General features: G+C 68.3%; 14 protein-coding genes. 10 read left to right on the top strand and 4 right to left on the bottom strand.

Going from position 1 to position 14,345, the window contains the following annotated elements; translation table 11 throughout:
* Positions 1-91: 91 nt before the first annotated feature.
* Both ACW4E8_RS07565 and cysS read right to left on the bottom strand, forming a co-directional pair.
* Positions 92-931, bottom strand: a complete 840-nt coding sequence (locus ACW4E8_RS07565; protein ID WP_456803940.1) for a DNA-3-methyladenine glycosylase family protein — start codon at positions 929-931, stop codon at positions 92-94.
* A complete protein-coding gene (cysS, locus tag ACW4E8_RS07570; protein WP_456803941.1) occupies positions 928-2,316 on the bottom strand; it encodes a cysteine--tRNA ligase in 1,389 nt (462 codons plus the stop codon). Before cysS ends, ACW4E8_RS07565 begins: the two co-directional genes overlap by 4 nt.
* Positions 2,317-2,600: 284 nt before the next feature.
* Here cysS and ACW4E8_RS07575 point away from each other — a divergent pair, with 284 nt between their 5' ends.
* From ACW4E8_RS07575 to ACW4E8_RS07590, 4 genes are all read left to right on the top strand, one after another.
* Positions 2,601-3,320, top strand: a complete 720-nt coding sequence (locus ACW4E8_RS07575) for a tetratricopeptide repeat protein (RefSeq protein ID WP_456803942.1) — start codon at positions 2,601-2,603, stop codon at positions 3,318-3,320.
* 71 nt (positions 3,321-3,391) lie between these two features.
* Positions 3,392-3,976 (top strand): peptidylprolyl isomerase, encoded by a 585-nt coding sequence (locus ACW4E8_RS07580; protein WP_456803943.1) that lies wholly within the window; start codon positions 3,392-3,394, stop codon positions 3,974-3,976.
* Positions 3,977-3,999: 23 nt separating this feature from the next.
* The gene (locus ACW4E8_RS07585) at positions 4,000-4,500 is read left to right on the top strand and encodes a peptidylprolyl isomerase (protein ID WP_456803944.1); all 501 of its coding nucleotides are present in this window, start codon (positions 4,000-4,002) and stop codon (positions 4,498-4,500) included.
* Positions 4,501-4,566: 66 nt separating this feature from the next.
* Positions 4,567-5,364, top strand: coding sequence for a UDP-2,3-diacylglucosamine diphosphatase (locus ACW4E8_RS07590; RefSeq protein WP_456803945.1), 798 nt, complete (start codon positions 4,567-4,569; stop codon positions 5,362-5,364).
* A gap of 30 nt (positions 5,365-5,394) precedes the next feature.
* Here ACW4E8_RS07590 and cysE read toward each other — a convergent pair whose 3' ends face one another.
* Together cysE and ACW4E8_RS07600 are read right to left on the bottom strand one after the other, a co-directional pair.
* Positions 5,395-6,138 carry a serine O-acetyltransferase gene (gene cysE / locus ACW4E8_RS07595; RefSeq protein ID WP_456803946.1) on the bottom strand — a complete coding sequence of 248 codons (744 nt, stop codon included), beginning with the start codon at positions 6,136-6,138 and terminating at the stop codon, positions 5,395-5,397.
* A 305-nt stretch (positions 6,139-6,443) separates the two neighbouring features.
* Positions 6,444-7,286, bottom strand: coding sequence for an RNA methyltransferase (locus ACW4E8_RS07600; RefSeq protein ID WP_456803947.1), 843 nt, complete (start codon positions 7,284-7,286; stop codon positions 6,444-6,446).
* A gap of 191 nt (positions 7,287-7,477) precedes the next feature.
* Between ACW4E8_RS07600 and ACW4E8_RS07605 the strand changes: the two genes are divergently transcribed.
* From ACW4E8_RS07605 to ACW4E8_RS07630, 6 genes are all read left to right on the top strand, one after another.
* Positions 7,478-8,296, top strand: a complete 819-nt coding sequence (locus ACW4E8_RS07605) for an inositol monophosphatase family protein (protein ID WP_456803948.1) — start codon at positions 7,478-7,480, stop codon at positions 8,294-8,296.
* A gap of 225 nt (positions 8,297-8,521) precedes the next feature.
* Positions 8,522-8,737 carry a YdcH family protein gene (locus ACW4E8_RS07610; protein ID WP_456803949.1) on the top strand — a complete coding sequence of 72 codons (216 nt, stop codon included), beginning with the start codon at positions 8,522-8,524 and terminating at the stop codon, positions 8,735-8,737.
* A gap of 13 nt (positions 8,738-8,750) precedes the next feature.
* Positions 8,751-9,863, top strand: coding sequence for a polyphosphate kinase 2 (ppk2, locus tag ACW4E8_RS07615; RefSeq protein ID WP_456803950.1), 1,113 nt, complete (start codon positions 8,751-8,753; stop codon positions 9,861-9,863).
* A 51-nt stretch (positions 9,864-9,914) separates the two neighbouring features.
* Complete coding sequence (locus ACW4E8_RS07620) at positions 9,915-10,349, top strand: universal stress protein (RefSeq protein ID WP_456803951.1); 435 nt, start codon at positions 9,915-9,917, stop codon at positions 10,347-10,349.
* A gap of 234 nt (positions 10,350-10,583) precedes the next feature.
* The gene (gene mutS, locus ACW4E8_RS07625) at positions 10,584-13,283 is read left to right on the top strand and encodes a DNA mismatch repair protein MutS (protein ID WP_456804107.1); all 2,700 of its coding nucleotides are present in this window, start codon (positions 10,584-10,586) and stop codon (positions 13,281-13,283) included.
* Positions 13,280-14,320: a hypothetical protein gene (locus ACW4E8_RS07630; protein ID WP_456803952.1), complete on the top strand. Its 1,041-nt coding sequence runs from the start codon at positions 13,280-13,282 to the stop codon at positions 14,318-14,320. Before mutS ends, ACW4E8_RS07630 begins: the two co-directional genes overlap by 4 nt.
* The last annotated feature ends 25 nt before the right edge of the window (positions 14,321-14,345 follow it).

The raw sequence follows: 14,345 nt of genomic DNA on the forward strand, positions 1-14,345 counted from the left end.
AGGGGCGCATTCTACCGGAATTTGGTCGCTATCTTAGCGCCTGCCAGATAGCCCGGACTGCACCTGCCACTAAATTTTCTTGCCCCGATGCCTAATACGTCACTGGCAGCGGGTCGAGACTGCGCCACATATACCACGTGGCCACGGTTCGCCACGGCTCCCAGTTGGCCGCGACTTCGCGCGCCTCGCTGCGGGTGACGGGTTCGCCGCTGAAATAGTTGGCGGAAATCGCGTTGATCAGGCCGATGTCATCGAGGGGCAGCACATTGGGCCGCATCAGGTTGAACATCAGGAACATCTCGGCGGTCCAGCGGCCGATGCCTCGGATCTGCGTCAGTTCCGCGATCACCGCTTCGTCGTCCATCTGCGCCCATTCGGCGACATGCACCGTGCCCGCCTTGAAGTGGTCGGCCAGGTCGATCAGGTATTCCCCCTTGCGCTTGGACAGGCCGCAGCCAGCCAGCTTCTCGGGACCGGCGCGCAGGAACTGTGCCGGGGTCAGCTTGGGGCAGAGGGCATGCAGCCGCTCCCACACCGACTGCGCCGCCTTGACCGAGATCTGCTGGCCCACCACCGCGCGCGCCAGCGTGACGAACGGATCCCCGCGCGACACCAGGTGCGCCGGGCCGTAGGTGGGGATCATCTTGCGCAGGATGCGATCGCGCTTCATCAGGTCGGCGCAGGCCTCGTCCCAGTAGGCGGGGCGCACCGCATCGATGACGGTTTCGACCGGCAGCGGCACCGCATCCGCCTCGGGCAGCACGGCCTTTGCGTTGCGTGTGCCCTTGGCCGTGTCCTTGCCATCAGGCAGCGGCGCCTCGCTGGCGCCAGCCTTGCCCGGGCGCGGACCGGCCGCCTTCACCCGGCCCCTCGTGGCGGGAGGCGTGGCCGGCGGCGTGGCGGTGGCGGGCTTGCGCGCGGCAGCGTTCAAGCACGCCTCCACTCGGTGGCACCGCCCGGCTTGTCTTCCAGCACGATGCCCGCTTCCAGCAGTTGCGCGCGGATGCGGTCCGCTTCGGCAAAGTTGCGCTCCACCTTGGCGGTCTTGCGCGCGGCGATCAGCGTCTCGATCTGTTCCGGCGAGGTGCCGTCGTCGGACCTGCCGCCTTGCAGGAAGGTATGCGGATCGCGCTCGAGCAGGCCCAGCGTGCCCGCCAGCGCCTTGAGCTGGCGCGCGGCCGCGGTCGAGCCGGTGCGGTTGATCTCGCTGGCCAGGTCGAACAGCACCGACATTGCGATCGGCGTGTTGAAGTCGTCGCCCATGGCCTCGGCAAAGCGCCTGGCGTGCGGCTCGTCCCAGTCCACCGCGCAGCCGCCCGGCTGGCTGTCCTTGAGCGCCGTGTACAGGCGTGTCAGGGCGTGGCGCGCATCGTCCAGGTGCGCGTCGCTGTAGTTCAGCGGGCTGCGGTAGTGCGCGCGCAGGATAAAGAAGCGCACGACCTCGGCGTCGTACGACTTCAGGACCTCGCGGATGGTGAAGAAATTGCCAAGCGACTTGGACATTTTTTCGTCGTTGATGCGCACGAAGCCGTTGTGCATCCACATATTGACGAAGGGCTTGCCGCTGGCGCCTTCAGACTGCGCAATCTCGTTCTCGTGGTGCGGGAACTGCAGGTCGGCCCCGCCGCCATGGATGTCGAAATGCTCGCCCAGCAGCGTGCAGCTCATGGCGGAGCATTCAATGTGCCAGCCCGGGCGGCCGGCGCCCCATTTCGAGTCCCACTTGCTCTCGGGCGGCTCGCTGGCCTTGGCGGACTTCCACAGCACGAAGTCCAGCGGGTCCTGCTTGGCGTCGTTGGCGCTGACACGCTCGCCGGCGCGCAGGTCTTCCAGCGACTTGCCCGAGAGCTTGCCGTAGCCGTTGAACTTGCGCACCGAATAGTTCACGTCGCCGTCGCTGGCCTGGTAGGCCAGGCCCTTGGCTTCCAGCTTGCCGATCATGTCGAGCATCTGCGGCACGTAGTCGGTGGCGCGCGGCTCGTGGTCAGGGCGGATCACGCCCAGCGCGGCGGCATCCTCATGCATGTACTGGATAAAGCGCGTGGTCAGCTCGCCGATGGTCTCGCCGTTCTCGGCCGCGCGGCGGATGATCTTGTCGTCGATGTCGGTGATGTTCTGCACATACGTCACCTCGTAGCCGGCGGCACGCAGCCAGCGGTGCACCATGTCGAACACCACCATCACGCGAGCGTGGCCAACGTGGCAGTAGTCGTACACCGTCATGCCGCACACATACATGCGGACCTTGCCGGGTTCGATTGGCACGAATGGCTGTTTCTCACGCGCGAGCGTGTTGTAGATGTTCAGAAGCTGCATGAAACGAAGTGAGTGGTGAGAGGAGACTGCCGGGGTTCGCACAGCAGGCAGCGCGGGCCGTGGCGCCGGTTGCCCGGCGCCTGGCAGGCCGCCGGCGGCAACGCGGCCACTGGCGCAATTCCGTCGCGCCCCATATCTTACCGGAAGGCGGTGCGCTGGTTGCCCCCAGATCCGGCGCTGCCAGGCCGCGCGAGATGCCGCGCCGGCTGCCCCGGTGGCATCGCCCTTCGTGCCGGACTTGCCGCTTTGCTAGAATGCCGCGGAGTATAACGGACCTGTCCTCAATGAGCCTGCCGCTGCCCTCCCCGTCTTCTGCCATGTTCGCCGCCCCCGCGCGCCGACGCGGCCATCGCGCCGTACTGCCCCTGCTGGCCCTGGCCGCCGCGCTGGCGGCCCCTGCCTACGCGCAGAACGGCCCGCTGTCGCTGGCCGCGCCGACAGCGCCGGTCGGCGGCATCCAGTCGACCGACCCTGGCATGAGCGAGGCCCAGCAGGCCGCCAATGCGCGCCGCTACGACGAAGCCATCAAGGGCTTCGACCGCGTGCTGGCCGCCAACCCACGCAATGCGCAGGCACGCTTCCAGCGCGCCTGGGCCCTGGCCCAGTCCGGCCGCGAGGACGCCGCCATCCAGGCCCTTGCCGAGATGGCGCAGGACTTCCCGGAACTGCCCGAGCCCCATAACAACCTGGCGCTGCTCTACGCCAAGCGCGGCGACCTGAAGCGCGCCGAGGCCGAGTTGCTGCTGGCCACCGAAGTCAAGCCGGGCTTTGCCATCGGCTACACCAACCTGGGCGACGTCTACCGCCGCCTGGCCGAGCAGGCCTACACCGAAGCGCTGCGCCGCAATCCGGGCGATGCCCGCGCCAGCGCCGGCCTGCGCCAGCTGAACCCTGATGCCGCGTCGCCGGCGGCGCCGGCCAAGCCGGCTGCGCCCACCGGCACTGGCCGCAAGGCGACGCCAGCGCAGCGCCAGGCACCTGCCAGCGCCCCTGCCGCCAACTGACGGCCACCCATCCCAAGGTCCGGGCGCGGCACGCCCGGGCCATGTGCATCCAGACTTACCGGAGTTCCCTCATGATCCGTTCCCGTCGCATCGTCCTGGCCGGCCTGACCGCAGGCGCCCTGGCACTGTCCTCGTTCAGCGCGCTGGCTCAGCAAAAGGCCGCCGAGCGCGTCCAGTTCGTCACCAGTGCCGGCAAGTTCACCGTCGAGCTCTACCCCGAGGCCGCGCCCAAGACCGTCGCGAACTTCCTGGAATATGTGAAGAGCGGCTTCTACAGTGGCACCATCTTCCATCGCGTGATCAATGGCTTCATGGTGCAGGGTGGCGGCTTTGACCGCGACATGAAGGAAAAGCCCACCCGTGCGGCGATCCCGCTGGAAGCCCGCGGCGGCCTGAAGAACAAGGCCGGCACGGTGGCCATGGCACGCACCAGCGACCCCAACTCGGCCACCGCGCAGTTCTTCGTCAATGTGGTGGATAATCCGAATCTCGACTACCCGCAGCCGGACGGCAACGGCTACGCAGTCTTCGGCAAGGTAGTGGAAGGCATGGAGACGATCGACAAGATCAAGAGCGTGCCGACCACGGCCTACGGCCCCATGCGCAATGTGCCGGCCGCGCCGATCGTGATCGAGTCGGCCACCGTCGTCAAATAACATTACCGAACAGAGGAAATTCCATGTCCAAGGTCCAGCTCCACACCAACCAGGGTGTCATCACCATTGAACTCGACGCCGAAAAGGCCCCGAAGTCGGTCGAGAACTTCCTGTCGTACGTGCGCAAGGGCCACTACGACAACACCGTCTTCCACCGCGTGATCAAGAACTTCATGATTCAGGGCGGCGGCTTCGAACCCGGCATGAAGCAAAAGGGCACCGACGCCCCGATCGAGAACGAAGCCGGCAACGGCCTGAAGAACGACCGCTACACCGTGGCCATGGCGCGCACCAACGCCCCGCACTCGGCCACCGCGCAGTTCTTCATCAACGTGGTCGACAACGACTTCCTGAACTTCTCCTCGCCCACGCCGCAGGGCTTCGGCTATGCCGTGTTCGGCAAGGTGGTGGAAGGCACCGACGTGGTCGAGCAGATCAAGGGCGTGCGCACCGGCAGCTCGGGCTTCCACCAGGACGTGCCGCTGGAAGACGTGGTGATCGAGAAGGCCGTCATCGTCGAGTAAGCCGATGCCTGCCGATTGCGGTTCCGTGCGCATCCACGTGCCGGCATTCCCCTTCCGACACCGCGCATGACCTCAATCCCCCACACGCCGGTGGCCGGTCCCTTCGAGGCACAGGCGCCGGCGTGGTTCATTTCAGACCTGCACCTGACGCCCGGCATGCCCCGCACGCTGGCGGCCTTCGAGCGCACGCTCGAGCGCGCCGCGCAGCACGCGCGCACGCTCTTCATCCTGGGCGACTTCTTTGAATTCTGGATCGGCGACGAAGAAACCGACTCGCCCTTCGCGCAGCGCGTGACCGGCGCCCTGCGCGCACTGGCCGCGCGCGGCGTGGCCGTGTACCTGATGCACGGCAACCGGGACTTCCTGCTGGGCAAGCGCTTCGCCAGCGCTGCCGGTGCCAGCCTGCTGCCCGACCCCACCGTGATCCACTGTGCCGGCCAGCGCGTGGTGCTGAGCCACGGCGACATGCTGTGCATCGACGACGAACGCTATAACCGCTTCCGCCGCTGGACCCGCAAAGGCTGGGTGCAACGCGTGTTCCTGGCACTGCCGCTGCGCGCCCGTTTGTCGATCGCCCGCAAGCTGCGGGCAGACAGTGAAGGCAACCGCGCCAGGCAGTTGAGCGCGGGTGCGGCCGTGCCGGTGATCTATGGGGATGTGGCGCCCGCCGCCGCGGCCGAGTTGCTCGGCGCCGCCGGTGCGTCGCTGCTGGTGCATGGACACACGCACCGCCCGGCACGGCATGAAGACGCCGCCGGCGTGCGCTGGGTGCTCACTGACTGGGACCTGGATGGCGCCCATCCGCGCGCCGCGGTGCTGCAACTGGATCGCGACGGCTTCCGCCTGTTGCCGCAGACGGACTGAGCGGCAGCGCCGGCCCAGTCCCTGCCCCGCTCACTTCATCAGCCTGCGCAGTTCGCTCGCGTCGAAGGGATCGTTCGGCGTGTTCTCCAGGTGTTCGCCAAGCCGGTCGAGCGCGGCCAGCACCGTCTCGATGCGGTCGTGCTGGCGCGCCGCATTGTCGATCAGGCTCTTGAGCGCCAGCGACACCGGGTCGTCCGCGTTGGGCGTGATGCCGTAGGCCGAGAACTCCTGCCTGGCACCCTGCTGCGCGGACGGCGCATCCGGCAGGATGACGCGGGCCGGGATGCCCACGGCGGTCGCGCCCGGCGGCACGGGCTTGAGCACCACCGCGTTGGAGCCCACGCGCGCGCCGTCGCCCACCACGAATCCGCCCAGCACCTTGGCGCCCGCGCTCACCACCACGTTGGCGCCCAGCGTGGGGTGCCGCTTCTGGCCCTTGTACAGCGAGGTGCCGCCCAGCGTCACGCCCTGGTAGATGGTGCAGTCATCGCCGATCTCGGCGGTCTCGCCGATCACCACGCCCATGCCGTGGTCGATGAATACGCGCCGGCCCAGCTTGACCGCCGGATGGATTTCGATGCCGGTGAAAAACCGCGACCAGTGCGAGATCCAGCGCCCCAGCCAGTGGAAGCCCGCGTTCCAGCATCCATGCGCAAAGCGGTGGAACACCACGGCATGCAGGCCGGGGTAGCAGGTCAGCACTTCCAGGCGGCTGCGCGCGGCGGGATCGCGCAGCATGATCGTGTCGATATCTTCCTTCAGGCGAGAGAACATCTTGGTCGTGTCGTGTTGCCGCGCCGTGCGCCGCGCCACGCGGGCTGGTGCCCGGGGCAGGGTCGCCGGCGAGGTCAGTGGCCGGTGGGAACGGGATCAGGGAGTGTAAGTGATTTGCCGGACCCGCTTCGGGTGCCGGTGTTTGGCCCCTGATCCGTCAGGGACATTGCGGCGATGCTGCGATCAACATCGCGCGGGCAAGCGCAAACCCGCAGCCGCGGGACGACAGCGCGCGCGCTTGCCGCGCGTGCCTGCATCGCCCTGCATCGAATCGCTCCGGTTTGCTGCCACTGTCCTTGCTCCTGTCACCGGTCCTTGTGCGGGCCCGGCTGGTTCTGCGCGGCGATCAGCATATGCTTGGCGATGCCGCGCAGGATATTCACTTCCTCGCGCTCCAGGCCGCTGCGTGCCAGCAGCCGGCGCAGCCGGGTCATCAGCCTGCGCGGGTGGGACGGATCGAGAAAGCCAATCGCCTCCAGGCCCGTCTGCAGATGGCCGAACATGGCCTCGACCTGCTCGGCCGTGGCCGGCTCACCAGCATAGCCGATATTGGCGCCGGCGTCCGGGGCCGCCTCCAGCAGCGCCAGCCGCATCTCGTAGGCGATGAGCTGCACTGCCTGCGCCAGGTTCAGCGAGGTATAGGCGGGATTGGCGGGGATATGGGTGACGGCATTGCAGCGCTCGACCACTTCATTGGGCAAGCCGTAGCGCTCGTTGCCGAACACGAAGGCAACGCCGCCGCTGCCGGACAGCGTCTGGCGCGCGCGTTCCGCGGCCGCGCGCGGCAGCAGCCGCGGCGGGCCGAACTCGCGGTGGCGCGCGGTCATCGCCACGGTCAGCGCGGCGCCGGCCAGCGCCGCGTCGATCTGGTCGACAATGAGCGCGCCCGCCAGCACATCGTCGGCACCGCTGGCCATGGCAATGGCGTCAGGGTGCCGCAGCACATCCGGCTCACGTGGCGAGACCAGCACCAGGCTGCCAAAGCCCATGGTCTTGATCGCGCGTGCCACCGAGCCCACATTGCCCGGGTGGCTGGTTTCGACCAGCACGAAGCGCACGCGGCCGAAGGCGTTGCTGCCGGTGTCACCGCCTGCGCCATCGCTGTTGCCATCGGCAGCGGGCTGGCTCGTATCAATTGCCGGGTTCATATACAATTCGGGGTTCTTCTTTGGCGCGGCGCCAGGTTTTTGCTTGCTCGCGAGACTCTCGCGGCACATTTGCAGCAGAACCGGCGACGCCCGACGTTCTTCTACAATCCGTTGTGTTGTCAGCTGCCCATGAGCGGGCGTGCGGCGCTTTTGCGCCCCGCCGCGTCGTCGTGGCCGGCCTGGAGAGATTCATGCATCCGATGCTCAATATCGCCATCAAGGCGGCCCGCAAGGCGGGATCCATCATCAACCGCGCGTCACTCGACGTCGATCTGGTGCGCGTCTCGCGCAAGCAACACAACGATTTTGTCACCGAGGTGGACCGCGCCGCCGAAGCCGCGGTCATCGAGATCCTGCGCACGGCCTACCCGGAACACGGCATTCTAGCGGAAGAATCCGGCCAGTCCTGGGCCGAGGGCGAAGACGCCCGCGAGTACACCTGGGTCATCGACCCGCTGGACGGCACCACCAACTTCATCCACGGCTTCCCGCAATACGCGGTCTCGATCGCCCAGCTGCACCGCGGCACGCCCGTGCAGGCCGTGGTCTACGACCCGACCCGCGATGAGCTCTTCACCGCCAGCAAGGGCGCCGGCGCCTTCCTGAACAACCGCCGCATCCGCGTCACGCGCCGCGACAAGCTGGCCGACTGCCTGATCGGCACCGGCTTCCCGTTCCGCGACCTGGAAGGCATGGATGAATACCTGGAAATGTTCGCGCTGATGACGCGCAGCTGCGCCGGCCTGCGCCGCCCGGGCGCCGCCGCGCTGGACCTGGCCTACGTGGCCTGCGGCCGCCTGGACGGCTTCTTCGAGCGCGGCCTGAAGCCGTGGGACATGGCTGCCGGCATGCTGCTGATCACCGAATCGGGCGGCCTGGTCGGCAACTACGCCGGCGAACCGCGCCAGATGGAACAGGGCGAAGTGCTGGCCGGCAACCCCAAGGCGTTCGCCCAGATGGTGCGCCTGCTGTCGCCGTTCTCGCTGGACAACGCCAAGCCCGCCGCCTGATACCGGCACATGGCCTGACGGCCAACTCAGCCATACCCCGACGCCCGCCGCACCCCGGCGGGCGTTTTGCATGGCGCGCCCCGCCCGCCACCGCGCCTTGCACTGCAGACCTTTCTCATTCCCCAGACGACCATGATCCTCGTCAAGGTCGCTCCACCCTGCCCTCCCCAGAATGAAACCATGCGCCACGCCCCGTGCGCGCGGATCCAGCACAGGAGAGCCAGCATGTTTCCCGAATACCGCGACCAGATCACCACCCTGAAGACGCAGGATGCCCGCTTCGCGCGCCTGTTCCACCGCCACAACGCGCTGGACCAGGAAATCCACAACATGGAGTCCGGGCTGGTGCCGGCCTCCACCTTCGAGATCGAGCGGCTGAAGAAAGAGAAGCTCCTGCTCAAGGACCAGCTCTACGAGATCCTGCGCAACACCGCAGCCTGACGGAGGACCGCAGATGACCGATCGCGACACCATCCAGTCCTCCCACGCCGCCACCCCGCCACGTGCCCGCGCCACGGCCAGGGGCGACGTGCTGCCCACCAACTCGGCGCTTTCCGCCCAGCGCAATGAAGTCGACAGCGCCGTCGATGCCGCGGTGCAGCTGGCGGCCAGCAGCATGCAGGACATCCTGGCCAGCCGCGCCGGCCACGGCGCCGACATGCTCGACGCCATGCGCACGCTGCTTGACGGCCTGGCGCCCGACGAGGCCGCGCAGCTGCGCAGCCTGATCCTCGAGGGCGATCCCGCCACGTGGCAAGCCGGCCGCAAGCGCCATCCGGACGATGAGCTGTCCGCGGGCTGGCGCGAAGGCGCGTACCCGTACCAGAACCTGATGTCCCGGCGCAATTACGAAAAGCAGAAGTACCGCCTGCAGGTGGAGCTGCTCAAGTTCCAGGCCTGGGTGCGCGAGACCGGCCAGCGCGTGGTGATCGTGTTCGAAGGCCGCGACGCCGCCGGCAAGGGCGGCACCATCAAACGATTCATGGAACACATGAACCCGCGCGGCGCGCGCGTGGTGGCGCTGGAAAAACCCTCTGAGTCCGAGCGCGGGCAATGGTACTTCCAGCGCTATGTGCAGCACCTGCCGTCGGCCGGCGAGATCGTGCTGTTCGACCGCTCCTGGTACAACCGCGCCGGCGTGGAGCACGTGATGGGCTTCTGCTCGCAGCGCGAATACCAGGACTTCCTGCAGCAGGCGCCGGACTTCGAGCGGCATCTGGTACGCAGTGGCATCCACCTGTTCAAGTTCTGGTTCTCGGTCAGCCAGAAGGAACAGCGCCGGCGCTTCCGCGAGCGCGAGATCCACCCGCTCAAGCAATGGAAGCTGAGCCCGGTCGACGTTGCCTCGCTGGACAAATGGGACGACTACACCCAGGCCAAAGAGGCGATGTTCGCCCACACCGACACCGCCGATGCGCCGTGGACGGTAATCCGCTCGGACTGCAAGAAGCGCGCGCGGCTCAATGCGCTGCGCTCCATCCTGTCGCGCTTCCCCTACGGCAACCGGGACACCACTGCCATCGGGCAGCCCGATCCGCTGATTGTGGGACGCGCGCTGGCCAACTGAACTCGCCCCCTACTCCCGCATTTCTTCCGTTTTCCCTTTACCGAGGCCCCTATGTTCAAGCACATCCTGCTGCCCGTCGACGGTTCCGAGCTTTCCCAGAAGGCCGTGTCCGCCGCCATCCAGTTTGCCCGCACCGCCGCGGCGCGCCTGACGCCCTACATGTGCGTGGAGACCTACCCCTACATGGTGGGCAGCGACAGCACCCATGAGAGGCGCGACGTGTTCCAGCAACGCGTGGAAGCACTGGCGCGCCAGGAACTGGTCAAGATCGAGGCTGCGGCGGCAATGGCCGGCGTCCCCTGCGCGGGCCACGTCTCGGCCGCCAGCGCCCCGTATCACGGCATCATCAACGCTGCCCGGGACCTGGGTTGCGACGTCATCTTCATGGCCTCGCACGGCCGCAAGGGCATCAGCGGGCTGCTGCTGGGCAGCGAGACGCAGAAGGTGCTGACCCACAGCGACGTGCCGGTGCTGGTGTTCCGCTGACGGCACGCCGCTGACCCCGCCGCCGTGCCAGATCCGGCCCACGCGGCGCGGCAACCGGTGCCCCGTGCTGTACCATATCGCCCATATTCGAAAACGCCCCTTCGCGCCCTGGCCCCAGGCCGCCGGATGACCGCCCGGACGCCCCGCGCGGCCGCCATCCGGCTTGCGCAAGGCGGTGATCCGAGCGGAGCGGGCAGCATCACGCAGGCCCACCGCCAGACAGGCTAAATGGCAATGGGATTGCAGAAGAAAACCGACCCGGAACAGGCGCAGGCAGATTCGTCCGCGAGCCGTCACACGCCAATGATGTTGCAGTATCTCCGCATCAAGGCAGACCACCCCGACACCCTGCTGTTCTACCGCATGGGTGACTTCTACGAACTCTTCCACGACGATGCCGAAAAGGCCGCGCGCCTGCTGGACATCACGCTGACCGCGCGCGGCGCCTCCAACGGGGTACCGATCCGCATGGCCGGCATCCCCTTCCATTCGGCGGACCAGTACCTGGCGCGCCTGGTGAAGCTGGGTGAATCCGTGGCGATCTGTGAGCAGATCGGCGACCCGGCCACCAGCAAGGGGCCGGTGGAGCGCAAGGTGGTGCGCATCGTCACCCCGGGCACGCTGACCGATGCCGCGCTGCTGCCGGACAAGGCCGATACCTTCCTGATGGCGGTGCACCAGCAGACCACGCGCCGCGGCGTCAGCAAGACCGGGCTGGCATGGCTGAACCTGGCCAGCGGCGAGCTGCGCCTGATGGAATGCGAGGCGGCGCAACTGGGCCGCGAGCTGGAGCGCATCCGCCCGGCCGAGCTGCTGTACGCCGATGGCATCGAGCTGCCCGCGCTGGCGTGCGCGCGTACCCGCCTGCCCGAATGGCATTTCGACCAGGACGCCGGCACGCGCCGGCTGCGCGAGCAGCTGGGCGTGGCCAGCCTGGACCCGTTCGGCTGTGCCGGGCTGGGTGCCGCGCTGGGCGCGGCCGGCGCGCTGCTGAACTACGCCGCCACCACGCAGGGCCAGTCGCTGCGCCATGTGCAGGGCGTGAAGGTGGAGCGCGAATCGGAATATGTCGGCCTGGATTCCGCCACGCGGCGCAACCTGGAACTGACCGAGACCCTGCGCGGCGGCGAGTCGCCGACGCTGTTCTCGCTGCTCGACACCTGCTGTACGGCCATGGGCAGCCGCGCGCTGCGCCACTGGCTGCACCACCCGCTGCGCGACCCGGCGCTGCCGCAGGCACGCCAGCAGGCCATCGGCGTGCTGATCGACCAGGGCACCGATGCCCTGCGCGCGGCGCTGCGCCGGCTGGCCGACGTCGAGCGCATCACCTCGCGGCTGGCGCTGCTCAATGCGCGGCCTCGCGACCTGTCCTCGCTGCGCGACACGTTGCGCGCGCTGCCGGACGTGCAGGCCTGCATCCGCGATGACCAGGGCAGCACCTTGCTGGCGCAGACCCTGCACGACCTGGCCGTGCCGCAGGACTGCCTGGACCTGCTGGTGCGCGCCGTGGCCGAAGAGCCGGCCACCGTGGTGCGCGACGGCGGCGTGATCGCGCGCGGCTACGATGCCGGCCTGGATGAACTGCGTGACATCTCCGAGAACTGCGGCCAGTTCCTGATCGACCTGGAAGTGCGCGAACGCGCCCGCACCGGCATTGCCAACCTGCGCGTCGAGTTCAACCGCGTGCATGGCTTCTATATCGAGGTCACCAACGGCCAGGCCGACAAGGTGCCCGACGACTACCGCCGCCGCCAGACGCTGAAGAATGCCGAGCGCTACATCACGCCTGAGCTGAAGGCCTTCGAGGACAAGGCGCTGTCGGCACAGGACCGCGCGCTCGCGCGCGAGAAGCAGCTCTACGACGGCCTGCTGCAGGCGCTGTTGCCGCATATCGGCGAGCTGCAGCGGGTGGCGGGCGCGCTGGCGCGGCTGGACGTGCTGACGGCGCTGGCCGAGCGCGCGCAGACGCTGGACTGGTCCGCGCCGGAGCGCGTCGCCGAGAACGTGGTCGACATCGTGCAGGGCCGCCATCCGGTGGTCGAAGGGCAGCTCGCAGCGGAGTCGGTGGCGTTCATCGCCAACGACTGCCAGCTCAATGAAGCGCGCAAGCTCTTGCTGATCACCGGCCCGAACATGGGCGGCAAGTCGACCTTCATGCGCCAGACCGCACTGATCGTGCTGCTGGCCTGCGTGGGCGCCTACGTGCCGGCACGGCGCGCGGTGATCGGGCCGATCGACCGCATCTTTACCCGCATCGGCGCCGCCGATGACCTCGCGGGCGGTCGCTCCACCTTCATGGTCGAGATGACCGAGGCCGCCGGCATCCTGCACCACGCGACCCCGGCTTCGCTGGTGCTGATGGACGAGATCGGACGCGGCACCTCGACCTTCGACGGGCTGGCGCTGGCCTGGGCAATCGCGCGCCACCTGCTGTCGCACAACCGCAGCCATACACTCTTCGCCACACATTACTTCGAGCTGACGCAGCTGCCGCAAGAGTTCCCGCAGGCAGCCAACGTGCACCTGTCGGCGGTCGAGCATGGCGATGGCATTGTCTTCCTGCACGCGGTGCAGGACGGCCCCGCCAGCCAGAGCTACGGCCTGCAGGTAGCGCAGCTGGCCGGCGTGCCGCAGCCGGTGATCCGCGCCGCGCGCAAGCACCTGGCCTGGCTGGAGCAGCAATCGGCCGACGCCACGCCCACGCCGCAGCTGGACCTGTTCGCGGCACCGCCAACGCCCGAGGACGACGAGGACGACTTCGGCGCCGCCCCGGCGACCGTGCCCGCGCCGCTGGCACCCGCGCTCGCACCCGAACCGGCCGCGCTGGTCGATGCGCTGGCCGGCCTGGACCCCGACACCCTGACGCCGCGCGCCGCGCTGGAGGCGCTGTACCGGCTCAAGGCACTGGCAGGCGAGGCGCTCGACGCCGCATGAACGCTGCACGCCGTGCCCTGCTTGCCATGCTGCTGCCGCTGCTTTGCACGGCCGGCATGGCATGGGCCGCGCCCGCGGGCCGCGGCGCCAAGGCACCGGCCCGGCCACAGCTGACACGCATCGCGCTGATCGCCGACCTGCCCCAGTGGCCGGCCGCGGAGGCCAACGCGGCAGCACTGCTCGACTACTTCGGCGAGCGCAAGCTGGACCTGGTCATTCATGCCGGCGGCATCAAGGGCGATACGGAATCGTGCAGCGATGCGGTGCTGGGCAGCCGCCAGCAACTGCTGGACCAGTCGCCGCTGCCGCTGGTCTACGTGCCCGGCGAGACCGACTGGTCCGAATGCCGGCTGCCGGTCAACGGCAGCTTTGACGCGGTCGAGCGCCTGAACCGGCTGCGTGAGCTGTTCTTCCCTGAGGACGCCACGCTCGGCCGGCATCCGCGGCCGCTGCTGCGGCAGTCGGACCAGGCGCTGTTCCGCAGCTTCCGCGAAAACATGCGCATGGAGGTGGGCGATATCCTGCTCGTCGGCATGAACCTGCCGGGCGACAACAACCACTACCGCAACGAAGGCGGGCGCAACGGCGAGTTCGAGGACCGGCGCGAGGCCAACCGCCAGTGGCTGGCGCGCGCGTTCTCGGTGGCGCGGCAACGCGACATGAACGGCATCGTGGTGGTGGTCCACGGCGACCCGCATTTTGCCAACGGCTGGGAGAAGAAAGGCCGCCTGACGCTGCTGGACGGCTTCATGCGCCACCGCACCCGCGATGGCTACCTGGAATTCAAGCGCCAGCTGCGCGAGCTGGCCGGTCGTTTCCGCGGCCAGGTGCTGCTGGTGCATGCGGGCGGAAACGGGGCCGACAACGGCTTCGGCATCGACAAGCCGCTGCGCGATGCGGCCGGCAAGGTCATGCAGAACTTCACGCGCGTGTCGCTGCCCACCAGCACGGTCTCGCAATGGGCCGAGCTGGTGATCACGCCTGGCGCGGCGTCACCATTCGCGGTCATGCTCAAGGACGCACCGGCGTTGCACTGAGACGGCTTGCCGCCCGAAAACCAAA

It is taken from the genome of Cupriavidus sp. CP313, from assembly GCF_054072015.1.